At 41.5% G+C, this 25,995-nt stretch carries 25 protein-coding genes and 1 tRNA gene; 10 read left to right on the top strand and 16 right to left on the bottom strand.

Features of this window, described 5'->3' with window-relative positions:
• Positions 1-5: 5 nt before the first annotated feature.
• On the top strand, positions 6-596 hold the full coding sequence (locus FN124_RS16870) for a nitroreductase family protein (RefSeq protein ID WP_142685960.1): 591 nt from the start codon (positions 6-8) through the stop codon (positions 594-596).
• Positions 597-641: 45 nt separating this feature from the next.
• Here FN124_RS16870 and FN124_RS16865 read toward each other — a convergent pair whose 3' ends face one another.
• Complete coding sequence (locus FN124_RS16865; RefSeq protein WP_142685959.1) at positions 642-2,210, bottom strand: glycerol-3-phosphate dehydrogenase/oxidase; 1,569 nt, start codon at positions 2,208-2,210, stop codon at positions 642-644.
• A gap of 223 nt (positions 2,211-2,433) precedes the next feature.
• Here FN124_RS16865 and FN124_RS16860 point away from each other — a divergent pair, with 223 nt between their 5' ends.
• From FN124_RS16860 to FN124_RS16835, 6 genes are all read left to right on the top strand, one after another.
• Positions 2,434-4,926: a mechanosensitive ion channel family protein gene (locus tag FN124_RS16860; RefSeq protein ID WP_185937242.1), complete on the top strand. Its 2,493-nt coding sequence runs from the start codon at positions 2,434-2,436 to the stop codon at positions 4,924-4,926.
• A gap of 124 nt (positions 4,927-5,050) precedes the next feature.
• Positions 5,051-5,124, top strand: a tRNA-Met gene (locus tag FN124_RS16855).
• Positions 5,125-5,306: 182 nt separating this feature from the next.
• Complete coding sequence (locus tag FN124_RS16850) at positions 5,307-5,852, top strand: hypothetical protein (protein WP_142685957.1); 546 nt, start codon at positions 5,307-5,309, stop codon at positions 5,850-5,852.
• Positions 5,853-5,894: 42 nt separating this feature from the next.
• Positions 5,895-6,707, top strand: a complete 813-nt coding sequence (locus FN124_RS16845; protein ID WP_142685956.1) for an abortive infection family protein — start codon at positions 5,895-5,897, stop codon at positions 6,705-6,707.
• Positions 6,708-6,726: 19 nt separating this feature from the next.
• Positions 6,727-7,470, top strand: coding sequence for an HNH endonuclease (locus FN124_RS16840; RefSeq protein ID WP_142685955.1), 744 nt, complete (start codon positions 6,727-6,729; stop codon positions 7,468-7,470).
• Positions 7,471-7,605: 135 nt separating this feature from the next.
• A complete protein-coding gene (locus FN124_RS16835) occupies positions 7,606-8,802 on the top strand; it encodes an IS256 family transposase (protein ID WP_142684445.1) in 1,197 nt (398 codons plus the stop codon).
• On the opposite strand, the gene FN124_RS16830 is transcribed toward FN124_RS16835, so the two are convergent.
• The 3 genes from FN124_RS16830 to FN124_RS31805 all read right to left on the bottom strand — a co-directional run bounded on the left by FN124_RS16830 (position 8,799) and on the right by FN124_RS31805 (position 10,059).
• Positions 8,799-9,212 (bottom strand): hypothetical protein, encoded by a 414-nt coding sequence (locus FN124_RS16830; protein ID WP_142685954.1) that lies wholly within the window; start codon positions 9,210-9,212, stop codon positions 8,799-8,801. The two genes, FN124_RS16835 and FN124_RS16830, sit on opposite strands and share 4 nt — an antisense overlap.
• Positions 9,213-9,215: 3 nt before the next feature.
• Complete coding sequence (locus FN124_RS16825; protein WP_142685953.1) at positions 9,216-9,767, bottom strand: Panacea domain-containing protein; 552 nt, start codon at positions 9,765-9,767, stop codon at positions 9,216-9,218.
• 76 nt (positions 9,768-9,843) lie between these two features.
• On the bottom strand, positions 9,844-10,059 hold the full coding sequence (locus FN124_RS31805; protein ID WP_142685952.1) for a helix-turn-helix transcriptional regulator: 216 nt from the start codon (positions 10,057-10,059) through the stop codon (positions 9,844-9,846).
• A gap of 459 nt (positions 10,060-10,518) precedes the next feature.
• Between FN124_RS31805 and FN124_RS16815 the strand changes: the two genes are divergently transcribed.
• Entirely contained in the window at positions 10,519-10,803 is a 285-nt protein-coding gene (locus FN124_RS16815; protein WP_142685951.1) for a hypothetical protein, read from the top strand.
• A 15-nt stretch (positions 10,804-10,818) separates the two neighbouring features.
• Positions 10,819-11,001, top strand: a complete 183-nt coding sequence (locus tag FN124_RS16810) for a hypothetical protein (protein WP_142685950.1) — start codon at positions 10,819-10,821, stop codon at positions 10,999-11,001.
• Positions 11,002-11,119: 118 nt separating this feature from the next.
• Here FN124_RS16810 and FN124_RS16805 read toward each other — a convergent pair whose 3' ends face one another.
• The 10 genes from FN124_RS16805 to FN124_RS16760 form a co-directional block, all read right to left on the bottom strand.
• On the bottom strand, positions 11,120-12,667 hold the full coding sequence (locus tag FN124_RS16805; protein WP_142683762.1) for an IS1182 family transposase: 1,548 nt from the start codon (positions 12,665-12,667) through the stop codon (positions 11,120-11,122).
• A 131-nt stretch (positions 12,668-12,798) separates the two neighbouring features.
• The gene (locus FN124_RS31800) at positions 12,799-12,939 is read right to left on the bottom strand and encodes a helix-turn-helix domain-containing protein (RefSeq protein ID WP_376765854.1); all 141 of its coding nucleotides are present in this window, start codon (positions 12,937-12,939) and stop codon (positions 12,799-12,801) included.
• 306 nt (positions 12,940-13,245) lie between these two features.
• Positions 13,246-13,725, bottom strand: coding sequence for an antA/AntB antirepressor family protein (locus FN124_RS16795; RefSeq protein ID WP_142685948.1), 480 nt, complete (start codon positions 13,723-13,725; stop codon positions 13,246-13,248).
• On the bottom strand, positions 13,725-15,176 hold the full coding sequence (locus tag FN124_RS16790; RefSeq protein WP_142685947.1) for a hypothetical protein: 1,452 nt from the start codon (positions 15,174-15,176) through the stop codon (positions 13,725-13,727). The genes FN124_RS16795 and FN124_RS16790 overlap by 1 nt, the downstream gene beginning before the upstream one ends.
• Before the next feature lie 23 nt (positions 15,177-15,199).
• Entirely contained in the window at positions 15,200-15,535 is a 336-nt protein-coding gene (locus tag FN124_RS16785) for a hypothetical protein (protein ID WP_142685946.1), read from the bottom strand.
• Positions 15,528-15,827, bottom strand: a complete 300-nt coding sequence (locus FN124_RS16780; protein WP_142685945.1) for a helix-turn-helix domain-containing protein — start codon at positions 15,825-15,827, stop codon at positions 15,528-15,530. The genes FN124_RS16785 and FN124_RS16780 overlap by 8 nt, the downstream gene beginning before the upstream one ends.
• A gap of 86 nt (positions 15,828-15,913) precedes the next feature.
• Entirely contained in the window at positions 15,914-16,597 is a 684-nt protein-coding gene (locus FN124_RS16775; RefSeq protein WP_142685944.1) for a hypothetical protein, read from the bottom strand.
• A 38-nt stretch (positions 16,598-16,635) separates the two neighbouring features.
• On the bottom strand, positions 16,636-17,889 hold the full coding sequence (locus FN124_RS16770) for a site-specific integrase (protein ID WP_142685943.1): 1,254 nt from the start codon (positions 17,887-17,889) through the stop codon (positions 16,636-16,638).
• Positions 17,890-18,050: 161 nt separating this feature from the next.
• Positions 18,051-18,638, bottom strand: coding sequence for a hypothetical protein (locus tag FN124_RS16765; RefSeq protein ID WP_142685942.1), 588 nt, complete (start codon positions 18,636-18,638; stop codon positions 18,051-18,053).
• 165 nt (positions 18,639-18,803) lie between these two features.
• Positions 18,804-19,244 carry a hypothetical protein gene (locus FN124_RS16760; protein ID WP_142685941.1) on the bottom strand — a complete coding sequence of 147 codons (441 nt, stop codon included), beginning with the start codon at positions 19,242-19,244 and terminating at the stop codon, positions 18,804-18,806.
• Positions 19,245-19,466: 222 nt separating this feature from the next.
• Between FN124_RS16760 and FN124_RS16755 the strand changes: the two genes are divergently transcribed.
• Positions 19,467-21,956: an alpha-L-rhamnosidase-related protein gene (locus FN124_RS16755; RefSeq protein ID WP_185937241.1), complete on the top strand. Its 2,490-nt coding sequence runs from the start codon at positions 19,467-19,469 to the stop codon at positions 21,954-21,956.
• Between the two features lie 120 nt (positions 21,957-22,076).
• On the opposite strand, the gene FN124_RS16750 is transcribed toward FN124_RS16755, so the two are convergent.
• Complete coding sequence (locus FN124_RS16750) at positions 22,077-22,901, bottom strand: phytanoyl-CoA dioxygenase family protein (protein WP_142685940.1); 825 nt, start codon at positions 22,899-22,901, stop codon at positions 22,077-22,079.
• Positions 22,902-22,967: 66 nt separating this feature from the next.
• Positions 22,968-25,946 carry a glycosyl hydrolase gene (locus FN124_RS16745; RefSeq protein WP_185937240.1) on the bottom strand — a complete coding sequence of 993 codons (2,979 nt, stop codon included), beginning with the start codon at positions 25,944-25,946 and terminating at the stop codon, positions 22,968-22,970.
• Between the last annotated feature and the right edge of the window lie 49 nt (positions 25,947-25,995).

Here is a 25,995-nt window from a genome sequence, read left to right as displayed (position 1 = left end):
AGATCATGGATATAACAACAACACCCACTACTGTGGAACAGGTGATTACGGCACGCCGTACAGTGAAACCCACCAGTATGAACGGCCGGAAGATTGCGGATGAAACTGTGCAGCAGTTGCTGCAGCTTGCCGACTGGGCCCCTACACACGGGTATACAGAGCCCTGGTATTTCGTGGTGTACAGCGGGGATAAAGTAGCACAGTTTTGTAATGATCATGCGGAGATGTATAAGCAATTTACCCCTGCCGACAAATACATTCTGGGTAACTATGATAAACTGAAAACACAGGGCAACCTGGCATCGCATGTGCTGGCCATTTGTATGAAACGGGGCAACAATCCGAAGATACCTGTGCTGGAAGAAATTGCCGCAGTATCATGCGCTGTGGAAAATATATGGCTCGGCGCTACCGCTCTGGGCATTGCCGCTTATTGGGGTTCCGGCGGTATGACCTACCATCCGGCCATGCAGGATTATTTTGGTTTGAGAGAAGAAGACCTTGTACTGGGCTTCTTTTATATGGGTTATACAGATGAACCTGCCCAACCCGGAAGAAGATTGAAACCTTTTGATCAGAAGTTTAAGTGGATGTGATTTTCCGGAAGATGAAGACCAGGCCGGTTTCCATCTTCCGGAAAATTATTTTAACAGATAACCATTCGCTTCCTCTGCAAAGCTGCTGATCTGCGTGGCCACCCAATGTTCGTCTTTATGTAATACTTCCGCCATGATCCTGGCTACGGCAGGGGCTATACGCAGGGCTTCCCTGGCATCCAGGAAAAGCAGTCGAGTGCGTCGGGCCAGAAAATCTTCAATATTGCGGGCCATTTCTTCTTTCACCGCCCATACCACCTGCGCTTTAATAATGTGATAATCACGGCTCAGCTCTTCCTGCAAATCGGGCTGTCGCGCCACCATCTGGTGCAGGTGCAGCACATCGCTGCCATAAAAATACCAGGGATCTTCCCAGTTAACATTATCAGACGCACCATGGATTTTCAGGTGATGGGTAGCGGAAACAGTAGCCTTCCATTTCAGTACCTCTTCCAGCTTTTGTATAACATCTTCTGCCATCCGGCGATAGGTGGTCCATTTACCGCCGATAATGGTAACAAGATTTGATTTTGAAACGATGATCTTATGACTGCGGGAGATCTCTTTTGTTTTATGTCCCTCCGCCTTAGCGGCAGCCAGCGGACGAAGCCCGGCCCAAACACTGCGGACATCGGAACGTTGCGGCGCCCTTGATAAATACTGACCTGCGGTGCGGAGGATAAAAGCAATTTCCTCTTCCAGGGCCCGGGGCTCCAGGCTGATGTGATTGATGGGAGTATCGGTAGTGCCCATCACCACTTTGTTGTGCCAGGGCACAATAAACAGCACCCTCCCATCGCTGGTAGACGGGATCATCAGGGCATTATGCCCGGGCAGGAAATCGCTGTCGAGCACCAGGTGCACTCCCTGGCTGGCAGCAATGGATTTAGGTGCGGCGGGGTTATCCATTTCCAGCACATCATCAGCAAACACGCCCGTAGCGTTGATCACTGCGCGGGTATTGAGATAAATTTCCTCTCCTCCATCCAGGGTATCCTTCACCGTTAGTCCACTGACATTTCCCAGCTCATCTTTCCGCAAACCGGTTACCTTCATATAGTTCAACACAGTGCCTCCATTATCTGAAATGGATTGGGCCAGGTTAATGGCCAGTCGTGCATCATCAAACTGCCCGTCGTGATACAGCACACCTCCGGCGAGTTTATCCTGTTTAAGCGTAGAAAGGCGCTCCAGTGTGGCTGTCCGGGAAATATGTACTGATTTGCCAAGGCTGAGTCGCCCGGCCAGCCAATCGTACATTTTGAGGCCGATAGTGTACTTCAGGTTCTCCCAGAAATTAAAAGTAGGAATAACAAAAGCCAGGTTACGTACCAGGTGAGGCGCATTGGCAGCCAGCAATCCCCTTTCCACGCTGGCTTCCCTCACCAGCGACACATCGCCCTGCGCGAGGTAACGTACGCCTCCATGTACCAGCTTTGTGCTTTTACTGGAAGTGGATTTTGCAAAATCCACCTGCTCCAGCAGCAGGGTTCTGTAACCTCTTGTTACCGCTTCCAGGGCTGCGCCGAGGCCGGTAGCCCCTCCTCCGATCACTATAATATCCCAGGGGCTCAGGTCTTTTCTTAATGAGGCAACGAGCGTTTCTCTGTTCATAAGCCAGTTTTCATTGGACTTGCCAATCATATACAAAATACTGCGGATTCCGGTACCCGACAAATAAAGCAACCTGGTTCCAGAAAACTTAACGACCGGGAGGGTTAAAAGTTTTAAATTCAGGAACATTTAGGCATTAAAAATGTTCCTCCATAGAGATTATTCAATTTTACAGATTCGTATGCTGACCAGGATACACATTAATTATACATGTTTTTTGCAAATGCTGCTATTAACGGTGCTGACCACCGGAAGTTATAATGCTGATGCGCAGGGCCGGAAACGTAAACCGAAAAGTGATACTATTCACCTGATAGCCGTAGACAGCGCTACTATCAGCAAAAATATCCAGGCATTATCGAAAGACACGAACAGGGTAAGAAAGTCGGATACTTCCGTGTCGATCCTGATCAACCGTATTGAGGGTTACACCCTTACGCTGAACGATCTTATGAGCTCCCTGCGCCGCGGGTTCGACACCTCACGGATCGTTGCCGGCCTGCCGCTGACAGACACTTCCCTTGCGCTGATCAGGTATAATATTGCCAGTTTGGGCCGTACACCCAACATCAACGATATATATACCAACAAGGTAATGCTGGAGCAGCTGCAGCGAAAGCTCACCTCCTGGCAAGGCGCACTTTTTTCCTATTATGAGAAGCTGGTAAACATCAATGACACCATACGGCTGATCCGGGGAGATACGGCTATGCGGAACATCCCGTCTGAAGATGACCTGTATGGATTTTACCTTGGGCAGGTGACCAACCTGGTGCTTAAATTCCGTTCGGTAGACAGTGCCAACAAGGCCAGTTTGATTAAGATAGGGCTGCTGCAAAACCAGGTGGCTAACCGGTATATTGAGGCCTCCAACCTTTATGAGGATATGGACTACCGCCTGCAGCAATTTGCCTCCAACATGTTTGTACGGGACTACAGGTATTTGTGGAAGCCTCACCGCGATAGTATCAATCCGCTTGAATTTTTCCCGGTGCTGAAAAACTCACTGCATAAAAGCACCAAGGTACTGGGCATTTTCTTTTCTATACAATGGCCTGTTTTTTTTGTGTGGCTGTTACTGGCAGTATTATTTTCCTGGTGGGTATACAATAATATTAAACGCATACGGCATAATCATACAGAGCAGGAAGGGGAAACCATCCTGCAGCATGCGCGGTACCTGTACCGCTACCCGGTGGCATGTACCATTGTGTTGATTGCTACATTGTCGTCAGTACTATCCGTACGTTATCCCATTCTTTTTACAGAGATCACCTGGGGCTTAAATGTGATAGCACTGAGTTTTATCTTCCGCACACATCTCCCTAAAACATTATTCAAAAGCTGGCTATTACTGATGGGGCTATTATTCATTTACAGTTTAAATAACCTGCTGATTGAAATCACCTATGCAGAACAATGGGGATTACTGATCGGCGCTGTTCTTTCGTTACTGCTGGGGAACCGGCTGCTGAAGGAGTCGTTGCTCACCACCTTTGCACAACCGAAATTTACCCGGCCGGTATTGATGCTGTTCATGCTTACCAGTGCCTTTTCCCTGATCATGGTTATTTTAGCGAGGGTAGGCACAGCAAAAATAATGGGGTCTACAGCAGTGGTGAGCACAGTAATGGCCCTGAGCTTATTTATACTCGTGAAAATACTGATGGAAGCCGTATACCTGCAGGTAGAGGCCAATAAAGATTCCAGTACTTTCATTTCCTTTATGGACTACCAGGAGGTGCAGAAAAAGCTGAAAACATTCCTGACCATCCTGGCCTTTGTTGGCTGGCTGGTAATTATATCGCGCAGTGTTTATTTGTATGATATCATATACGAAGTAATTGAAGACGTTCTTTCTTCCCGGCATAAGCTAGGCAATTCAGATTTTACTTTCAGCAGCATCATTATTTTTATACTGGTGATATGGGTGGCTACTGTGGCATCCCAGCTAATTGCCTATATGTTTGGCAACACAGGACAGAGCGCCGGTCCGAACAAGAAAACAAAATTCGGTTCCGCCCTGTTGCTGCTCCGCCTGGCTGTATTAGCCGGGGGCGTGCTGCTGGCATTTGCCGCCTCCGGGATCCCGATGGACAAGATCACCATCGTGATCGGCGCCCTTGGTGTGGGCATTGGTTTTGGTTTGCAGAACATAGTGAACAACCTGGTATCCGGTATTATTCTCGCTTTTGAAAAACCAATAGAAGTAGGTGACGTGATAGAACTGGGTCCCCGTTCAGGCGTTGTAAAAGAAATAGGGATCCGTTCCAGTAAGATCAGCGCTTATGATGGCTCCGAAGTGATTGTTCCCAATGGCGACCTCATCTCCCAACAACTGATCAACTGGACCAGGACTAACCGGAATAAACGGATAACATTAGCGATTGGTGTTAATTATGGCAGCAATATTGACCAGGTCACCCAAATTATCAGCTCTGCCTTTACCGATCGTAAGGATGTACTCACTGTTCCGGCGCCCTTTATACAACTGACCGACTTCGGAGATAACGCGGTGAATTTCAAGGTATACTTCTGGGTAGGCGACCTCGATAATGCGGGGAGGCTTCAAAACGAGGTAATGTCTTTTATTTATACAGCCCTTAACCAGGCAGGTATTGAAATCCCTTATCCACAGCGGGATTTACATATCCGTTCTGTAGATGAGTCTATATTAAAAAAATGGGATAAGCCGGCTCCGGGCGGTACTGTTTAAAAAAAAATTGCAAAAAACGTTCGATTCATTTTGAATTTTCATTTTTAAGCCGTTATCTTTGCACTCCCGTTTTGGCGCAACAGTCGCTACTGATAGTGGTTACAGCGATGCAAACGGAGAATAAGGCGAGGTAGCTCAGGTGGTTAGAGCGTTGGATTCATAACCCAAAGGTCTCGGGTTCAACTCCCGATCTCGCTACAGATAAAAAGCCGTAAACACTTTACAGTAAAGTGTTTGCGGCTTTTTCGTTTGGGTATGGTGGTCGGTTTGGTGGTCAGAAAATTAATTATAGCTATTTATACCCGAGAACATAACTTAATAATTCCCCTAAATTTGACTAATTGATTCCCCAATTCATAAAACCTATAACTTAACAAAGAATGCGAATTAAGGAATGCCCTCTAAACCCACGACACGGAGATGACTTGTTAATATGGGAACAGCTATTAAGTAAACTACAAACGGAACTAATTCGTTATCGAAACGGTGAGAGAATAAGCCTAAACGATATTAGCAATGCAATTTGTATTCTATTATCAGACCATCCTGAATTTGAGCATCCGTTAGACATGTATTCAATTGAGCCAAATTTTGATATTTTATTTAATGACCTAAAAGACTATCGTTTTGAATTCAATAGATTTTCGTTCGAGAGTTCTAAAGAGGGAATCGATATTTCACTTTCAGAAATTAAAGGCCAAATTAAACATAAGGGGATTGTCTGGGTACTACATAAATACGATGCAGACCCCTTCCCTTCTTCTCCCCATGCGCATAATCTCCTAAATGGTCTAAAACTCCATTTAGGAACCGGGGCCATTTATCAAAAGAAAAAAGCTGTTGGTCAATTACGGAAAAAAGAGATTCTGGAAATAAGGGATTTGTTTATAGAGAAAGGGTTTGCGATGCCATCCATAGAAATATGAACTTCTATTACTATTTATTTAATATCAAAGACTAGAAAAAAGATGGCAAATCTAACTTTCCTTGAAACTCAAACTGTAGAAGACTTTCTTGACATGGGTGGTGGTTATGTTCTAAATTTTTCTGATAGAACTTTCCAACAATTTATAGGTTCCACAATCGGCCTAAATATTGATGATCCCAAATATAGAGCCTATGGAAGTTCGAAGGCCAAAAGATTGCGTGGCTTCATAAATGAAGAAAGTGAATATACCATAGGTAAACTCTTCAAAGCATTATATGAGTATAAACTACACCAAAATCAACTATATTCAGGGCTATCAAACCCCGCGCTTGAACTGGCATTCCACAAAGTAACAGAACGACTTCTTTCTGAAAAAGTTATACAAGATATTGACGCAATACAAGCTATCAATGATGATAAAGACTTTCATCAACTTGCACGACTTATTAGAGAAAGTATTGAAAAAAATGAACCAGAGGCTGCATTAGATAGGCTTCACACTTTCCTTGTCAAATTCCTAAAAGAGCTTTGCAGTAGCCATGAAATTATTTTTAATAAGGAGGAAACTGTCAATGCTCTATTCGGAAAATATATCAAAGCCATAAAAGCCAAAGATTTCCTGTCATCTTCAATGAGCGAAAAAATCATTCAGTTTTCTTTTCAGATTATGGACGCATTTAACGATATTCGAAACAATAAAAGCTTTGCCCATGATAATCCTGTATTAAATTATGATGAAAGCATTCTCATCTTTTCGAATATCACAGCAACAGTTAAATTCATTCAAACATTAGAAACGAAGAATAAAAATAGTACTGTAGCTGATGCTATTCCTGATTGGGGACAATTTTGATCACTCTTAACTATGTTATATGTCAATTTCTGATAAAACAAGAAAAACATTATGGGGCCGTTCAGGAAATAGATGTGCTATCTGTAAAATAGAGCTGGTAGTAACTCCCACGGAAGAATCAAAAAACCTAAATATTGGAGATGAATGTCATTTAATCAGCGAAAAACCTAACGGGCCAAGACATACCCCTGATTACAATGACTATGATGGCTACGACAATCTAATTCTACTTTGTAGAAACCATCATAGAACCATAGATGAACTATATGAAACTTACACGACTGATATTATAAAAGCCATAAAGTCAAATCATGAGGATTGGGTAAAAAGCTCCTTAGACGTAAAGGATAATAATAAAACCGATGTTGAATTTCTACCAAGAATTCACTCTGGCAAGGAATTAGTCGCAATTATTAGTGATGTTTACGGTTATGAATTCAATCATGATGAACTTAACAATCAAGATGAGGTAAACTTAGTAGGGGCTTTTTTACAGAATCTTGAGGACTGGGGGGATTTAATAGGTATGGACTCATTTGAGTCTGGTAGACGCACTCAACTCGGCTTTGATCTTAATAATCAGATTCGAGATATAGAAGAAAATGGATTTTTTGTCTTTGGTAAACGGCAATCAAAAGTTGTATACGAAAATAGTGGTAAATGGGAGGTTGCTACCGTAATGGTTATCAGGCAAAACAATACCCAAATAATCGACTTTGAAAAATTGGGGATAGATTACTCCAACGATAAAAAGGGGGCTTAATTCAGTTTAGGATCAAAGTATAGAGTACGCCTTCTTTTTCGCCACCGAAATAGTTGACACTATCTCATAAACTGTGTAAATATTAAAAATCGGGGTTTAGCTCTGATTTTTTAATTTTAAAGCATATACAGTTTTATGAAGACAGAAGATTTTTTATCAGACGACTTTCTGAAGCAGTTTAAAACAGCAGATCAGCTAAACGATTTTCTTGCCCAGATTCAGAAGCGGGGTATTGAAAAGATGTTGGAGGGAGAGCTAGATAGCCATTTGGGCTATGACAAGCATGAACATAATGATAGTGCCAATAGCCGTAATGGCTATGGTAAGAAGAAGATTAAGACCAGCTATGGTGAATCTGAGATAAAAGTTCCCAGAGATCGTGATGCTAGCTTTAATCCTATGATCATCCCTAAACGCGAAGGGATGGCTCAGGGCCTGGAAGAGGTAATTGTGTCCTTTTATGCCAAGGGAATGAGTGTGTCCGACATCGAAGAGCAAATAAGAGAAGTATATAAATTTGACGTTTCCACGGCCACGATCAGCCGCATCACCAGCCGGGTGACAGAAGATATTGTCGCCTGGCAAAACCGGCCATTAGAACCGGTTTATCTCATAGTCTGGATGGATGGCATTGTGTTCAAGGTACGGGAGAACAGCAAAGTGGTGAATAAAACCGTCTATATCGCTGTCGGCCTAAAGCGGGATGGCCTCAAAGAAGTCCTGGGAATGTGGCTGGGTAAGAATGAATCAGCTGCCTATTGGATGACTGTACTTACAGATCTGAAGGCCCGTGGCCTGGAAGATATTCTAATTACAGCCACGGATAATCTTAATGGCTTCACTCAGACTATCAAATCGGTGTTCCCTCAGTCTGCAACTCAGGTTTGTGTCGTACACCAGATACGTAACAGCTGCCGCTATGTAGTCTGGAAAGATAAAAAGGAGTTTACCACCGATATGAAGGATGTTTATGCTGCACCAACCAGACAGGCTGCCATGGCTGCTCTTGACGCCCTGGATGTTAAATGGAGTACAAAGTATGCATACGCCATCAAAAGCTGGCGCGAAAACTGGGAAGACCTGACTGTCTTTTTTGACTTTCCCATGGAGATCAGACAGATCATCTACACGACCAATCTCATCGAAAATCTGAACGGTAAAATTAGAAAATATACCAAAAACAAACTATCCTTCCCTACTGATGAAGCTGTCCTTAAATCAGTATACCTGGCTTTACGGGAAGTATCAAAAAAATGGACCATGCCCATTAGAAACTGGGGCATGGTCCTAAATCAGTTTTTAACTATTTTTGATAAAAGAGTGAGAATCTAATTATTAATTTGATCCCCGATTTTTAAGTTTACACACTTATTGAAATAGTCCCAAATAGTTCTTGCCCTTTGCAGCACTCCTAATATCATTGTAATCCGGTCATTAGATAATTTACAAAGTTTGCGACCTGGTTCTTTTTGCAATAAGGTATTTAATTCCGATTTATCTTTCTCGAATATATCAGAACAATCTGCATAACTCTCATAGGACAACTTATCGCAATCCTTTTTAGTAATGGGGCAATGAAGCCCTTGCAAATCAGCAGGAAGGAAATTCGGGTTAACTTCGGAATTAATATATACAACTGCTATCTTATCGCTACAACTTCCTACAATCAAACAAAGTTTTACTTTTGGTGGGGTTGTATCTTCAACGTACAATTTCAAAATAGCGCCTATTTCAAACAACATATCTTAATTTACAGTTACAGAGTGATTTTCACAGACAATTGCAATGTATTTAATTATCTCATCGTTAGCCCCTCCTGCCTTTGCAATATCAAAAATCGACATTTCATCATTTTGGTTGGCTGATTCCCACGCTGAATCGTGAGAATGATCCCTCAATATTGTAAAACTCAAATTTTTATTTTCTGCAATAGACTGGCTTAAACACTCAATTTCTGATTCTGAAAAAATATCCATATCAAATTCAGAATTAATCATTTTCAAATAATGATTTTCTCTCACCTCGAAATCATGGCTCCAATCGATAGACGTTTTAATAACTGATGGAGTGCCTCTCAAAATTTTTAAAATATCATAAATGCTGCTAGGAACAGGCCCATCTTTCATCGCAATATACTTATCACCAGTAATCGATCGACCATACCGAGAAAGGTGCTGTTTCTCAGAGAAATATAAAATTTTAAACAATTTGTGAAAGTTACAAAGCTTCTCATCCATATTGGATAAGACCAGCTTAATAGCTGCCACAGATTTAATTGTATCAAATGGAAATCGCATAATTAAATATAATAAAAAAAGTCTTATTGACCTTATAGGGTTAACTATTTAAGAGTAATTTTACATGTAATTTACATCATTTCCTTTTAGGATCAATCAATAACTCACAAATACTAACATCTAGCGCTATAGCTATATCCCTCAACAACTTTAGCGTTGGTTGAAAATCGTTATTGCATATCCTCGTAATAGCACTAGGCGTCTTTCCCACCATAGCCGCCAAATCCTTGTGCATAATATCCTTCTCCGCTAATACGGCTTTAATCCTGTTAATCTTTAGTTTTTCTGCCATTTTGATAAGGTTACTATCAAATTTAAGACAAAAAACAAGTCTAAACAGCACAAGTTGTTATCATTCAATAAGTTGTAGTTATCAATATTTACTTTTACTTATCATAAGATACGTATAACTTATCATTTCGTAATTTATACGTATCTTCATAAAAATTGGTAACCTTCAAAATTATTTTAAAAACATGTACCGGCTCGATACTTCATAATTCTATTTGTATTTTCGCAGGCACATAAAGAATATTAAGCGTGTTTGCTTTGCTCTCGTCACCGAAAACTACGACCTTTCAAGACAATGGGAGAATAAGGTAAATCGCCTATACTATATTGGTGTAGGCGTTCTTATCTCGTTGTCAGGGTGTCGTAGCCCTTCGGGACGGTAGGAACTCACCTGCACCATTTTTTTGTGCCTACCTCATTACCTCTTACTCCTACTTTTATAACCCTTTAATTAAAATTTATGCTACCTGATCTTTTAGATAAGATAATTGCTGATAAGCCCAATACTGTTTCAGACTTATATTTTCTTATGACATCTATACCGGCAATATTCCGCGATCATGTTTGTAATGAATGCGATTGGAGTATCCCCACATTTTATAGAAAGGTGAGAACTAACGACCGTATTGATCCCACTAATCCTAAAAAAGTAATATCGGTTATTAGCAACGCGGAAAGGGAAAAGATTAGGGGGATTACGGAGAAAATACACGAAGCGATAGGAACTTATTTATATGCTAAATAAAATCGAACCGTCCAAATGATCGAAAAGCTATATCTAATGTTTGCGATTTCTGAAATGGACAAAAAAATTTCAATACTGCAACAACAAATAAAAGATTTAAAAAAAGAACGGCTGGCCCTTAAAATAAAAGCTGATATTATCTTTTCGCCGTTAGCGAAAAAACTAAAAAGGAGTCGCCATTCATCCAAACGATCATAGCAGGATACATTGTAAAAATAGAAGCTGTCTCATAAATATTGAGGCAGCTTCTTTCGTTTATAATAATATTTCCGTCAATTTGATTTGAAAATTAAAAACCAAGGGTTCGCCAGCCATTTTAAGCAGCCTTCTTACGAAGATTATGTGCTAATGCTAATAATCCGGCTTCAATACTCACTTTGTCCAGCCCTCGCATCATAAATCGCTTAAATAGGTGATTATGCTTGATATTAGCAAAAACAGGTTCGGTGTCATGGCATCTTTGCTTACGTTTTTCGATGCCCCGCTTGGTTTTCAGCCTTTTTTCTGCTCGCCGTTTTAAGCGGTTTAAATTGTGATTTACCTCGATTATTCGATTCCCTTTTTGCCCATGGCAATCACTCCGTAATGGACATCCATTACATTTTCCAGCTTTATACCTGGTGATGGTTTGCTTAAAGCCAGCCTTAGTAAGATGCTGGTGACTACCAATATTTTTCATCGTTTTCCCAGACGGACAGATATATTTGTCTTTTTCCTGATCATAGGTAAGTTTATCTGTCCTATATGGGTTTTTATTCCGGCTATTTCCATGTTGATCACGGTCAAAATGATTATACTTTACATAGGCCGTAATACGTTTTTTTTCAAGCCATTCGTAGTTTTGTTCACTTCCGTATCCTGCATCAGCCGTGATATTGGAAGGCATTTTCCCATACTGGCGTCTAAATATATTCAGATGCCCCTGCAGGGTATTGGTATCAGTGGTATTCTGATGAAGACTGTAATTGACAATGTATTGGTTATTAGTGCTTATCTGTAGGTTATATGCTGGTTTTAATTGTCCGTTTTTCATATGATCTTCCTTCATTCGCATAAAAGTGGCATCTTCATCTGTTTTGCTATAGCTGCTTCTGTCATCCCCCATTATGTTTTCCTGTTCGGCATAACGCGCTAGTGCAGAAGGCCAATTTTTCTTAGCATAGTTTAATCTCTGCCTTATTTTTTTATCTATTGGTTTGTCTTTTAATGCCTCATTTATCGTGGCTATTGTTTGCTCAATTTTTTCACTGGCAATTTTATCAAAGCCCGATGGATCGTGATCGTCATCTAACTCGGCAGCAGCAATAGATTGAGCGTATTGCCATAATTCATTCAGCTGCTGCTGCATTTTTGCCTTGTTGTTTTTTATGGAATTGCCCCATACAAAAGTGTATCTGTTTGCATTGGCTTCTATTTTTGTGCCGTCGGTGTAAAGTTCTTTCAAACTCAAAACTCCTTCTTCACATAATAGTAATACTACCTGCGTAAAGATAGGTTGCAAGGTTTTTTGAAGACGTTGGCCCCGGAATCGGTTAATTGTATTGTGATCGGGCTTACTCATGCCACTTAACCACATAAAGTTGATATTCTGATGAAGGGCTTCCTCTATCTTGCGACTACTATATATATTATTTATATATGCAAAAACCAGTACCTTCAGCAACATTCGGGGATGATAGTTACTTGCCCCTCCTGGTTTATACTGCTGCATTAACTGCCCAATGTCTACTTTGTCCAGAATATCGCTGACTACCCGTACAGGGTGATTTTGAGCCACCAGCTCACTTAAATCAGGAGGTAGGAGCATTCCCTGATACTGGTGATTGCTCTTAAAGGACACTACTAATGATTTTCCTCTTGCCATAAATTAAAAATAGGCAATCATTTTGGCTGCAAATACCCCAAAATCAAAATATTTATCAACCACCAACGTGGATAAATGGACCCTAATTAGTAAATAAAAAAAGGCTGCATCATTTATTTATGAGACAGCCTCTATTTTACTGTAACACGTATTTGCTTTAAGTAATAATACACGGTAGTCCTACTCTTTCTTATTACCTGTCCTATTTCCCGGTAACTATAGCCACGCTGGTACAACTCAAGGGCTTTTTGTTGTAATGCTCTAGGTGCCATCAATTCTTTGAATTTATGCACCTTTATGTACCGCTGGACAGTACGCGGCGAAATATCTAATAGCTTGCCTATTTCCATGGCATTTAACCCCTTTAAATAGTAGCGGTAAACCTTTTCCACATTCCTGTTTTGAAAAGGTGCTATAAGTGCCGTATGATCATTTGTCATTTTAATTCACTTTAAATTAACCCAAATTGTACTAAATGCTGTCGCAACCTGGAATGCTCTATGGTACATATTATTGAACTGATTTAGATAATACCCCCCATACATGTTTACGAGCCGGTGAAAGATATAGATGCATACTTAGGCGGTAAATAATGACGATTGGACAAAAACCGGATAGCATAAAATAGCGCTATCCTTTTCCGCATTACGCAATTGATACCGGATAAATGCGGCCTCTTTGCTTAGTCCCTTCCGGATCAGGAAAATATCATATAACCTGGACTTTAAACGATATTCCCCATTTTTATTATGTACCTGGTCCTTTAGCTGCTTTTCACACTCAATAAAATAACGCCGTACAAACTTTCCCCTTTCCGTCCGCTGTAACATCGATATTTCCTTTGCAGTATCCATTGTTAAAACATAATCCGTTAAAGGACGGCCACCCATACTTTCGGCCAAAATTGGCCGAAAGTCTAACCCGCTTTCAAATCCATAGGCAAACATTTCTTTACTCCATTTATGAAAGGCGCGTTTAACCTCTAAAAATTTGTGCAATTCTTTTGCTGATACTACGTTCTGTCCAGCGTGATTCTGAATTTTAATTAAGTCTTTCATTATTCTTTTATTTTAAAGTTTGACTGTATGAATTGTCGGGCCGCCATTCCTTTAATGGTTTCCCGTTTTTCTCCTGATACTACCGGCATTATATCAATTCTGGTAATCCGGTCTAACCATGTTTTAGTTATATCAAGTTCTAAAGGGTGCAACGTATCTGTATAAGTCTTTCCCCCAACCTGATAAGTAATTGATATAAATTTTTGAACACTCATTGCTTTAAAAATTATGCGTTTTAAATCCCTACGGCGGTTACTGTCTTTATTTCTACAGGATTTAGCCGCTTTCCCATACCGGCTTTCACTGCAAAATATACTTGTGATACGTTGTCCGGTAATATCGCGCCCACAACTTTTACAGATATGCTTTTGTGCGTTTTCTGCGCTATATATTTCTATATTTTCAGTAACCTGGCCTAGTGAGTAAATTTGTGCAGGGTTTGCACCTTTTATTTCTTTATTACTGTTATCAAGTGGTGCAACGTTTTCCCCTACATATTCAAGGTGTGAAAAGGTTGCATCCTGGTAACCGTTTTGCACACACGATAACCGGTGAAAAGGTTGCAGTTTTTCAGCTTCAAAAAGTGTGTTCCAATTCTCTACCAGCAAGGCATTTAAAAACGGCTTAAAGCGCCTTTTTGAATATTTCATCAACAGGTCATTTAGTCGCTGCCGGTTGCGGGTCAACTGGTATTTACTCATAGCTGCCCAGGCTATCGGACTACTCAGGGTTAGAAATTGGTTTAACTCTGGCTTTGATAATTGTTTCTGATCTATTGAACGATCAAAAAAAATGATACCCTGGAGTACCTCAATGAGCACATCTAACAGACTATACATTTTATCAATATCTAAAAGGTCAGCCATCGTTATAATTTGATAGCGCCGGAGATACCGCATTTTCTTAACCTTCACCTCAAATCGTAACAGGTATCCACATAGCTGCTTACTTTGTGCCTGTTTATCATATAGCTTTATATCATAGTCAGTGAGGCAGCAAATAAGCCCTAGATGCTTTGCCCTCTTATCTATTTGAGTAAATGGCTTATTCCTATAACAAAGCACCTGTTTAAATATCCTTAATGGGGAAAATGGCAATTTTATATTAACCCCAATCTCTAAACCGTGTAGGGGTGCCGCTTCCGGGACAATTGCAAACATGGTTATTAAATCCTTTATAGTATTCACCAGCTTACAAAATGGGTAGTCATTTGCATTGTGTAGACCATCATTACTATACTTATGCAATGAGCCATTGAGTAAAAGAGTGTCCCCCTGTCCCTTGAGAGATGGCCTAATTTCAAACCGCAATCCCTTAAAAACCGCCATTTGTCCAACCGATATAATTTCACCGGTTGCCAAATCCACATTAACACCATAGAGCAGGGCCGGGTTATCACGCCATACACAAGGCGTTAAATATGGGTGATGGCTCTTTATACCGTCTATCATACCAACTCAATGCAGGTGAATAATTAATGTTTTGTGGTTTGCCTGGTAATTGCGGCTTGTATATGCTCTAAAGCGATTCCTAACAATTGTCCGATAATATAGATAGCATTTTGGGGCATCTTATTTTTGATACAGCTTTCCAGCAATCCTATAGCCATGTGGGTAGTATTATCTGCAACAATCGCATCAGGCATACATTGGGTATCCAAATCACGGTTAGGGTAACCATAAAGAGCAATTAACACCGCCTGTAATACTGGAATTGTGGGATGGCCGGTAATATGAATTACGGCGAGTTCATCAAAAGCCGCGATGATGGCCCGTTCTTTCAGGAATAGAATAGCTAATTTATTAGGCATGACTACCTCCTTTTACGGAAATATCCTTTACGGAAGCTAACACCTCACTACGGAGAAAGCGGGTTTTATTAGCAATTTTATAAGGCTTCAATATTCCCGCGTTCATCCAGGCATGAACAGTAGGCAGGGATATTTTGAATAAATCGGCGACTTCCTGGCGTGTAAGAAAGGTTTCCTGCTCACTGTTTGGACTGGTTACCAGTTCGTCTAATCTTTTATTCAGGCTATCAAACAACTTAATAACTGTACTGCCTTCCAAGTGGTCAATCTGTAAAACTTGCTTTGCTATCATAAATAGTTCATTTATTAGCAAAGAAAGCCCAGGTTAAAGGCAGTTAACATAGCCGCACATAGCGGCTATGTAGCAATGAATGGGGTTTAATTGATTAATCCTATGTATGGAATATTGAATTTTGCTTTTCTATCGTCCGTCAGTTGGCCGTTTTCACTATTAGGATTCAAAGATTGCGACAATGACTTAACAGTAGAACCGGCCTTTATATCAAAAGCGGCAAGTACTTGACGGGCTAGTTCATTATAATTTATCTCATTGTCTTTTTTACGCGGTGCTGCAATATATCCCTGATTCACTAATTCACTGATGATATGCCCTAGTTGGGCGGGCTTGCCTATCCAACTAAGTTTTGCATCATTCTGCAACACATCATTTTCCTGATTAGCCAGTTGCCAAAGGAGTTTAGCAGTTTTTATTATCAAGACATCCTGAACAAATTTATCATCTTCACTAATGGTATTCCGATAGTACGTCCTACCCTCAAACTCAAATGAAAACTGATAAAAATATATAGATGGAACACTACCGACATTATAGGAATCGATATAATTTAGGGTTTTATCCAGTCTGTTATATGCTTCAAAGTAGCTATTGAACCACTTCGATTCATCAAACGCCTTTTTCTTCGCATTTGATTTCCATTCATCCTCTCGTTTTGCCATTTGATTTTCAACAAAATCCCAAAGCTGTTGCTGATAGGCTTCATTTCCATTCTGCGCAAGGACTTTGGTTATGATAAAATCTATTTCTATGCTTAATAAATCCACTTTATTTATATTTAACAGGGTTCTGAAAACGAAAGTACCTATGCGCGGGTATCCTCCCAAACACTACGAACAATTTCAGCATGTTCCGTTTTACCTAACCTGATGTACTGGCGGAACGCTTTCTCCGTTTTATGGCCGGTAATTATCATAATCGTTTGCATCGGCACCCCACGCTTATACAAGTTGCTGGCTAGCGAACGGCGGGCCGTATGGCTACTTACTAATTTCCATTTCTCAAAAACCTCCTTAACCCGCTTTCCCGCTTTGGTTTTTTGAATCTCTACCATTTCAGTTAATTTAGCCGCCTCGCACACCTCCTTTAGGTATTCATTAAATTTCTGATTGGAAATAGTAGGAGCCGGTTTGCCGTCATACTTTTTCAATAGTTCCCGCACTTTAGGATGCAAAGGAATTATAACCGGGTCACCGGTTTTTATCTGAAATAATTCGATAGTATCTTTCTTGATGTGATGTTCCTTTAGTTCCGTAAAATCAGAATAGCGTAAACCCGTAAAGGCTGCAATCAGGAATAAATCACGGACACGATCCAGGCGGGCGTTGGTAGATAAATCCAGGTCAGCTATTAATTGCAATTCGGTTTCTGATAAATAGATAGCTGCCGAATCTTCCCGTTTGGCCTTGAAATGTTTGCTCTTATAGCTACTATTCACAGGAATACCCACAGCCGCAGCCTCATTTAAAAACCCTTTAAGGGTTTCAATGTGTTTGGCTACCGTATTAGCCCCATGCCTTTTTACCTGGGTCAAATAATCTCTAAAATCATTCAAGGTGTCCAAATCCAGAAATTCAAAGTCCAGCTTGCGGGGCATAGTTTTCTCAAATTCCACCAGCACATCTTTAGTCGTATTATATTTCTGAATTGTCCGGGTGCTGATTATTTGGCCTGTTTGGGGGTTGGTCCTGGTTGGAGCATCCGCAATAAACTTATCAAGAAATGACCAGAAAGTCTTTTTTTCATCCACTACCCTACCGGTATACCTATCCAATACGCTTTTCAAATATTCCTTTGTTACGGGAATCTGTTTGGCAATAGCATTAGCATAAATTCCTTTGGCTGCATTTTCCAGGTCGTTAAGGTATTTATTGATAGTATCCTTATGCAATTCGGTAATAACATTCCTTACCCGCTGCTTTTCTATATCCCAATTTTTGGGAGCAATTGAAAACCTGGTGGTATACCGGTAATATTCGCCATGCCATCGTAGAACTAAATAGATTACTTGAGGGCTTTTGCTATCCTGTTTTCTGAGATTAAAGTTAATATTTATCATAGACGGGGTAATAGAAGCAAAGATATTAAATTAAGTAAATTAGTGGTCGGTTTGGTGGTCGGTTTTCCTTTACTTCTCTTAATTTATTTTTATCTCGATTAATTCATTGAGGGTAACAACAAGGGCTATAACCATTAACTACAGAGCAATACAAGTACATTTTAAAGTAAGATAAGAATATTGGCAATTAAATAGGTGATAGTGCCGATCTCGCTACGAATAGGAGATTCTCCCAAGTTGCTTGAGGGCTGTTCTACAAAGAGCAGCCCTTTCTTATTAGTCTTCAGATAATTACACATTAACGCAGGATGTGGCAAAGGTGTTCTAAGTTGCTCTCCGGTAAATATGAGATTAGCTTTGAATACCCCATTTAAGAGCTTTTGTTTCCCCATCAACCCTAAAGATTCGTACAAGGTTTTAAGATTGCATAAATATGGTATGGCCTTCTCCAACCTGCTCATTTTTTCGTTTATATGGCTACTTAATTTTTCAATTTCATGAAACAAGACAGACTTCGCAGCTGATAATTTATTATACCACTTCTTGTACGTAGCTGGTTCAATTTCCTTATTCATCAGTCGTTCTTCAACTTCCTCAATTTTCACTTCAATGTCTTTCACTTCCTTTTGCTTTGCAATTAACATAGCCTTCCTGTTCTTCATCGCTTCGTCCAATTTCTCCTTTGCCTTATAATAAATAACGTTCAGCTGGGAATTAGAAAAAGAAAGCTCTTCTAAAATTTCAGACAAAAGGGCGAGAATCTTTTCTCCCCGAAAGTTCTTCCCGGGCTCTGCAAGACACCGGTAATACAAATAATATTTCTTTTTACCCTTGCTGTACCCTGCAGTAAGATGAGAACCGCAGGTGCATTTCAAAATTCCCCGGAGCGGAACATCAGACTTAGGTATGGAACGCTATTTCGGCTTACCATTTATCATCTCAAATGCCTTCCAATAAAAACCGTGAGGGGCTTTATTAACGAACCTTCCTGATTGTAACGCGGTTCTAATACCATTCCTGGTCCGTTTCCTGATGTTGATTAACTCATGGTTAGCGATCATCAACTTGAAAGCCCGGCTCCTCAACTGCTTTTTATGATATTCATATACCTTCTCATTCATCTCAATACCGTTTTCACGTCGTAAAAGATCCGGGCTGATTGTGTTATACCAGCGGTATTCATCAACCCCATAAATTATTCCGCGCACAGTGGCATCAAAAGATTTCAGCTCTACCACACAATATTCATCTAAATCCCGTCCCATAGAAAAAATATGATGCTCAGCTTCTCTTTCGCAGGAGAAAAAATCAAAGTCGCTGATGTTTTTATGAAAAGAAACAGTATTGAAAGCCATACAGGCATTTCCGTTAACAAAAGCGTTGTTCATCAGGGGACAGCCATACAGCTGACAAAAAGTGCAAATAAAAGCCGCTTTAATATAAAAACGCTCTTAATATTCGGGCGTAAATTCGCTGGTGCAGCCTGGCTGACCGAAGGATATTATTAACTTTATAAGACAATTTTTACCAACACCGTTTATGCCCGTTGGCAACCGGTGTTCAATTTCTTCCCGTTTATGACGCGAATACTAGCAATCATTACCAGTTTCATTTTGATCCCGCATCTATGCTTTTCACAAAATGGGATCCTGCACAACAAGGATACCAGGGTTATTACCATTACAACGCCTGATCAGCATCTTTCCATCAAGGTAGACTATTCCAGGGGATGTATTATTAAAGAGGTGAACCTGAAAAATAAAAATACGATATCACCATCAGGTGTATACACGGGTATCGCTACAGGCAGTAAAACCGCCACATCTGCCAGTCAAACCGGCGAGATCAAAGTAACAAAGACTCCGAAAGGGATATCACTGAGCGGGATCACCTACGGAACAGAGGCTGTTGAGATTAAAGAAGTATGGGATTTTAATATCAAAGGAGATAAAATAACCTGGGATATCACCCGCAGCTACAGTACAACAACCAACCTCGAAGACATGGCCTTTCCCAAATGGAATTTTACAGACCTATCCGTTTGGAAGGGAGGAATTATTGATAACGGGGGAATGGTTTGGTGTAAATACTTAAAGCAGATCAACGACACCTATGGTGTTCATACCGGCGGTGTAACATTCTGGAATACTGATTCGGGAGATGCATTAAGGATATCGCCCCAACCAGGAAGCGGAAGTGAAATGGCGTCAAAATACTCGCATAGCGAAAACGGTGAATTTACTTTCACACAACTGCTAACTGATTCCAAATTGCAGCAACGTCATCACCTGAGCCGGTTTGTATCACAAAAAAACGAGGTATTTGCTCCTTTCCAGGTAAAAAGAGGAAGCGTAAAAATAAGCCTGGAACTGCAATACATTGATTACAGCAAAATATATTCAAGGGGAACGCTTCCCGGTATTGATGCAACAGCAGTTCGGGAGCTATTAAACACAACCGGGCGGTATGGCGTGGTAGATAACAATATAGTAGGTGCAAACGGCTGGCTAACAAACTGGAAATGCCTGCACGAACCATTTTTTGCCCAAATCGGGATGGCATTGAATGATCCTCACTATATAAAAAACCTGGCGGCAACACTGGACCAGGAAAGAGACCAGGCGATGCTGGATGACGGCCGTGTGTTATCCCGGTGGCACAATGTACCGGGCGATGAAATTCCCGGCACCTATAATCCGCAAACCGGCTATTATGAAGCCATGTGGGGATATACCATTGACTCACAAACAGGCTATGTGATCAACACCAGCGAACTGTTTGAACTGAACGGGGACCTGCAATGGCTGCGTTCACATCAAACAAGCTGTGAAAAGGCCCTGGATTGGCTGATAAAGCGCGACTCCAACAACAACGGGATCTATGAAATGATGAATAACGGCGTCGCAGAAAAAAAGGCAAGCGACTGGTTAGACATTGTTTGGGCCAGCTTTGAAAACGCTTTTGTAAATGCACAATTATACGAGGCATTAACATTATGGGCAAAATGTGAAACGATTTTAGGCAATCATAAAATGGCCGGTCATTATACAGCAATTGCCACCCGTCTTAAAAATGCGTTTAATAAGCCGGTTGATGAAGGCGGCTTCTGGTCGCCCGCCAAACAGCAGTATGTATACTGGCGTGACAAAGACAACACCATTCATGGCGACAACCTGGTTACTCCTGTAAATTTTGCTGCCATTGCCTTTGGATTATGCGACGATAAGGAACGTATAAAACTCATTCTTGATCAGATAGAACAAAGAACAATGGCAGAACACCTGTTTCATTGGCCGCTTTGCTTCGATTCCTTTAAAAGAGAAGAGGTAAGCGATGGGAACTGGCCTTTCCCCAAATATGAGAACGGGGATATATTCCCTACATGGGGATATCTTGGCATCAATTCATATGTAAAATATGATAAGAACATCGCGCTCAAATACGTTAATCATCTCCTTGATCAGTATAAAAAAGATGGACTTTCCTCCCAGCGGTACAGCAGAACCACCCAGCTTGGGCTGGGCGAGGATATCCTGGCAGGCATCTGTACCAGCATTACAGCGCTGTACAGGGATATTTACGGCCTTCGCCCAAAATGGAACAGGATGGGCCTGGAACCCAATATGATTGAAACACTGAACGGAACAAAATTTTCGTATACCCATAGAGGTACCCTTTATCATCTTGAGCTAAGCGTTCATGATTATTTAATGAGCACCAGTAGCTTTTCTGTAAAAAGTAACGAATCTTTTGGTGCAGATAAAAGCGGGAATACGCTTAAGTTCTACCCCGGTAATAAAGATACTGCGCAACTCCAGGTTCGTGCTGATCCCGGCAATCGTATTGACATGAAAATTGATTCCTGGAAGAATGATGTATTCGCATGGACTATTTCATCACGTGGCAACTACCGGTTTACAATTAACGGATTGCAACCAGGCGCAAAATACGAAGTGGTAACAAATAAGCATATTACCAGTATGCGGGCTGATAACAATGGCAGCATTGCCCTGGCTAAGCGTTGCAACATGCCTGTTAACTTTTCAATCAGGAGAACATCCCATTAAGCATCACTTCTATAATAAAACAGGATAAACATATAAAAACCGGGGCTCTGAAAGCACCCGGTTTTTATATGTTTATCCTGTTTATGTAATGCCTTTTTTAAGCAGTATTACCTGCCGGGCTTATTGATTCCTGATTGTATAAATCAACGGGGTCTGCGCATCATCATCCAGCAGATCCCCCACTTTTAAGCTGGCAACCTGTTCATCACTTAATATATTCTTTGTGCCGTTAAATTTAGCCCCGTCAGGCATATAAGCACAGGTCATTGCCCTGCGGAAACCGTTGGTCATATTGGCTCCAGCACCGTGAATCGTTAAGCCGTTATGAAAAGAACAACTGCCTGCTTTCATGGGTGCAGCAACAGACCTTCTGGTTACCAGTTGGGGATACACCTGGAATATTGCATCCATGTTTTTGCCGATGCCCTGGTTTTCAAAACTGGCTTCGTGACAGGAGCCGGGAATAAAATACAAACACCCATTCTCATAGGTAGCATCGTCTAAAGCCACCCATATGGACAGGGCCCGCCTGTCGGTGAACGACCAGAAAGGCGTATCCAGGTGCCATGAAGTAGGGTTGGCCCAGGGACGCTTTATGAGCACCTGGTCGTGCCAGATGCGGGTACCCTCCCACCCCGCCAGCTCTGCAGCCATTTTGCCCAATCTTTCATCCAGCATAATTTGCTTTGCGGCATCATTGGTTTGCCAGATATTAATCATCTGGTCAAACACCTTTCCAAAATATTCACTTTCTTTATTGATCCCATCGTCTTCACCCGTCTTTTTATCGCTGCCGGGCATTTTCCTGCCTTCCCGCTGTTCAACGGCTTCCGTAACAACCTGCCGCCAATGGGAAAGTTCTTCCTGGTTAAGAAAGTCCTCAATTACTAAAAATCCATCTTCCCTGTAAGATTGAATCTGCTTTTGCGTGAGTAACGTGTTCATATATCTGCAACTTTTTTTTAAAAACATCAGGCGTACCATACAAATACCTGTAAGCCCATAGTATCATTATTTTGCCTGTATTAACTTCACGGGGCCTAACAAACCAGCGTTGTATTTATCAAAATCGGGCGCACCAACCCAGCCCCAGGTACGGAGTTTACCCATATCTGCCTTCATCCACATTTCATTCACCATCAGGTTCCCAACCCGTACTCTTATTTTGTTTTCTCCTTCCTGCAGGTATTTGGATATATCAAATACAAAGGGAGGCCATAGCCGGCCGCCAACGGATTTGTTGTTAACAAACACTTCTGCCATATATTTTACATCACCCAGGTCTATGGAGATCCTGGTATTTATATCTTTCAGCACAACCGGTATTTCATAATCAATATATCCTGAATACTGCTGAAGGCCATAGGCGTACCATGATTGCAGGGTACAGTTCTGCTTATTCCCAACAACAAATTTTAACGGGGCAGTTAGCGTCTGTTCGCTTTTAACGGACCTTGCAAACGACAGCAACCGCGCATCAGCAGGCAAGTCAATTGACGCAGCAGCCACGCCTGTTTTTACGCCATCAATCCAAACCGTTGTACCGATCATATTATCAGGAAATACTAACGCCTTTGCACCAACCGGTATATTGATCCTCCAGTAGCGGTAACCGGTGGCATCGTTATCTTTTATTTCATCTTTCTGCCCCTCCCCGTTCCGTTTTTGTGCTGCCATAAAACTGGTATATTTCCATTTTGAATCATCATATGCCAACAACATAAGATCTTCGCTTAACGCATTGTCGGCTAAAGTGAATGAGGTGGCCGTGGTTTTATAAACAGTGTCTTTCCCCGGGTAGCTGATCGTCCATTTATCATCCAGCTTAATTTCTTTTGAATTAAATTCATGCTGTACCAGCGGATCCATATCACTTGTCCGGGGCTCAAATACAAGCCAATAGCCTTCGTAAGGTTGTAAAGTCATTTTTACTTTGTTATATCCCTTTTCCTTTACGAATGCAATGGGTGTACGTTCGCCTGTTTCGCAGTTCCATATTCGGGCCATGCCATCCCCGTCCCGGAACCAGGCCGAAAAATTTCTCACGGTATCGGAGTTATTGGCAAGCCAGTAAAAGTGGCTACCGGAAATAGTTCTGTGAGCCGTGTAAAGCCGGCCTGAATGTTCCAACCGGATCTGCGGGCGGATCTTTTCATTCAAAACAGTAACCATTTTATTCAACCTGTCCTTATTTTCTGACAGGTCAATAACATTGGGCAACTGCTTTAAAGCATTCATCCGGCTAATGATCAATGCATCTTTCATGCCTTTCTCCGGCGATCCCTGGGGTGCTGTGCCCAGGAGTAAAACGACACCTCCCTTTTTAGCGAATTCAAGTAGCTTAGCAGATACAGCGTGAGAAATAATGCAAGCCGGGGGAAGAACAACCGCCGAAAAGTTATGGTCGTTAATAGTGATCTTTACACCGTTATCAATGGTTCCTGTTTTTCCTCTATCCAGGTAATATTTATCAGCGATTAAAAAATCGATGCTATTTTTATTCAATTCCCTCATCGCATCGGAATACACCTGGTTGATCTCCAGGGAGAGCGTATCCCAGACTTCTTTGCCTTCCAGCAGGCCAAAACTTTCCTCATGCGTAAAAAAGCCTTCAGAATTTGCCCAGATACTTTCAAGCGGGTTTACCAGAAGAACATCTGCAACAAGCTTACTTTGCCGGTTTACAAAGGCGGCGCGCCTGGAAAAGTCCGTCCAGTTATGCAGGTAAGGCCAATATGGATTTTCGGTAAACCAATCCGGCGGGTACGGGTCCTGTTCAATTTTCCGGTTCACGTTAATGCCATGTGGCACTACATGGTTAACACCAAATGAAGTAATAGAATTAATGGTCATTTTCATCATAGCGGGTGTTTGCTCCCATCCTGCAACGCCCATAATTTCACTCATAAAAGGACGATCTTCCAATTCAGCTACTGTTTGCACTTCTTTAAAGTCGTGCACATCCTGCGACTTCATTAAAAGGCAATCTGTTCCGGGCATAGTTGCTGTTCTTGTAACACGCATAAAATCGCCCATGGCAGCAGTTTGCAGCAACAACGACTCTTCCCACAGGTTGGAGATGTAATACATATTGTATTGCTTCAGCCAGTTCACCAAAGGCTCAAAGTAGCATTTGTTATACACGTCTGAAACAACATCAAACCAATCGCAACGGGCCTTTGCAAATAAACCGTTATTGTCCTTTTCTGTTAACAGGGGAAGCCATAAACGAATATCCTGGTTTTTCATTTCCTTATACCGTTGGGCAAGATATTCAGACCATGCCATCCGCCAGCCATAGTCGCCTTCATTGTCAACAAAAACACCCGGGATCGTTTTCCCCATGTCATTTGCAAAATGTTTGGCGTACTGCGCGTGAACAAGCGGAATGAAAACTTCCATTAACCTGGGGTCGAGGTAATTAACTCTCCCCCCATCAATGCCGGGATGGAATCTTTTTGTGTAAGTATACACCACCCATTCGCCCGGTGGGGCTGTCCATTTTAAATGGTTTCCTTCTCCAATGATCCGCAGCGATGAGGCATCAATGGCATTACCTGCCATTTTACCTGCCACTGCAAAATCTGTTGAATCATAATAAACGGTCGATTTCCCTTTTACTTTATACCGTTTCCAATCCAGGTATTTTGCTTCCAGTTCAGGATGCTGCGCCAATACCCGCCCTGCTGCCTGCCCGCTGGGCCAGTCATATTCATCACAATACCCCAGGGTAAATCCTTTGCTCTTTGCCGCCTGCATGGCATTTCCGAAACTGCTGAACCAGGGTTTTTCCAGGTATTGCTGATATGGCAATGAAGAAAATGCCGGGTTTAAGCGGTCCATTGAACCCCGGGGATGCGCATACCCGGGGTTCAGTCCCTGCTTCATCATTTCCTCTGCCATTGCAGCCGTAAAATGCTCATCCCGGATGGTATCATCCCAGAACCAAAAAGTATGGGGAGCATAGAACATTGGGGGGTTAACAAACATTTGTTGAACCGTTTTGGGATCGCTATATTTTTTTTGCCATTCAGCTTGC

Origin of the sequence: Chitinophaga polysaccharea (assembly GCF_902150045.1) — a bacterium.
Classification (GTDB): domain Bacteria; phylum Bacteroidota; class Bacteroidia; order Chitinophagales; family Chitinophagaceae; genus Chitinophaga; species Chitinophaga polysaccharea_A.
The sequence above is the reverse complement of the archived record's forward strand: the minus strand, read 5'-3'. Positions and strand labels throughout refer to the sequence as shown.

Excerpts from the sequence above, each read along its gene's own strand:
- FN124_RS16760 (WP_142685941.1), bottom strand. The coding sequence starts at position 19,244 with ATGGCTTTCAATACTGTTTCTTTTCATAAAAACATCAGCGACTTTGAT.
- FN124_RS16840 (WP_142685955.1), top strand. The coding sequence starts at position 6,727 with ATGTCAATTTCTGATAAAACAAGAAAAACATTATGGGGCCGTTCAGGA.
- FN124_RS16790 (WP_142685947.1), bottom strand. The coding sequence starts at position 15,176 with ATGATAGACGGTATAAAGAGCCATCACCCATATTTAACGCCTTGTGTA.
- FN124_RS16845 (WP_142685956.1), top strand. The coding sequence starts at position 5,895 with ATGGCAAATCTAACTTTCCTTGAAACTCAAACTGTAGAAGACTTTCTT.
- FN124_RS31805 (WP_142685952.1), bottom strand. The coding sequence starts at position 10,059 with ATGGCAGAAAAACTAAAGATTAACAGGATTAAAGCCGTATTAGCGGAG.
- FN124_RS16780 (WP_142685945.1), bottom strand. The coding sequence starts at position 15,827 with ATGATAGCAAAGCAAGTTTTACAGATTGACCACTTGGAAGGCAGTACA.
- FN124_RS16795 (WP_142685948.1), bottom strand. The coding sequence starts at position 13,725 with ATGAAAGACTTAATTAAAATTCAGAATCACGCTGGACAGAACGTAGTA.
- FN124_RS16865 (WP_142685959.1), bottom strand. The coding sequence starts at position 2,210 with ATGAACAGAGAAACGCTCGTTGCCTCATTAAGAAAAGACCTGAGCCCC.
- FN124_RS16805 (WP_142683762.1), bottom strand. The coding sequence starts at position 12,667 with ATGGCAAGAGGAAAATCATTAGTAGTGTCCTTTAAGAGCAATCACCAG.
- FN124_RS16755 (WP_185937241.1), top strand. The coding sequence starts at position 19,467 with ATGACGCGAATACTAGCAATCATTACCAGTTTCATTTTGATCCCGCAT.
- FN124_RS16825 (WP_142685953.1), bottom strand. The coding sequence starts at position 9,767 with ATGCGATTTCCATTTGATACAATTAAATCTGTGGCAGCTATTAAGCTG.
- FN124_RS16815 (WP_142685951.1), top strand. The coding sequence starts at position 10,519 with ATGCTACCTGATCTTTTAGATAAGATAATTGCTGATAAGCCCAATACT.
- FN124_RS16850 (WP_142685957.1), top strand. The coding sequence starts at position 5,307 with ATGCGAATTAAGGAATGCCCTCTAAACCCACGACACGGAGATGACTTG.
- FN124_RS16830 (WP_142685954.1), bottom strand. The coding sequence starts at position 9,212 with ATGTTGTTTGAAATAGGCGCTATTTTGAAATTGTACGTTGAAGATACA.
- FN124_RS16750 (WP_142685940.1), bottom strand. The coding sequence starts at position 22,901 with ATGAACACGTTACTCACGCAAAAGCAGATTCAATCTTACAGGGAAGAT.
- FN124_RS16785 (WP_142685946.1), bottom strand. The coding sequence starts at position 15,535 with ATGCCTAATAAATTAGCTATTCTATTCCTGAAAGAACGGGCCATCATC.
- FN124_RS16835 (WP_142684445.1), top strand. The coding sequence starts at position 7,606 with ATGAAGACAGAAGATTTTTTATCAGACGACTTTCTGAAGCAGTTTAAA.
- FN124_RS16860 (WP_185937242.1), top strand. The coding sequence starts at position 2,434 with ATGCTGCTATTAACGGTGCTGACCACCGGAAGTTATAATGCTGATGCG.
- FN124_RS16770 (WP_142685943.1), bottom strand. The coding sequence starts at position 17,889 with ATGATAAATATTAACTTTAATCTCAGAAAACAGGATAGCAAAAGCCCT.
- FN124_RS31800 (WP_376765854.1), bottom strand. The coding sequence starts at position 12,939 with ATGGCACCTAGAGCATTACAACAAAAAGCCCTTGAGTTGTACCAGCGT.
- FN124_RS16745 (WP_185937240.1), bottom strand. The coding sequence starts at position 25,946 with ATGTTTGTTAACCCCCCAATGTTCTATGCTCCCCATACTTTTTGGTTC.
- FN124_RS16870 (WP_142685960.1), top strand. The coding sequence starts at position 6 with ATGGATATAACAACAACACCCACTACTGTGGAACAGGTGATTACGGCA.
- FN124_RS16810 (WP_142685950.1), top strand. The coding sequence starts at position 10,819 with ATGATCGAAAAGCTATATCTAATGTTTGCGATTTCTGAAATGGACAAA.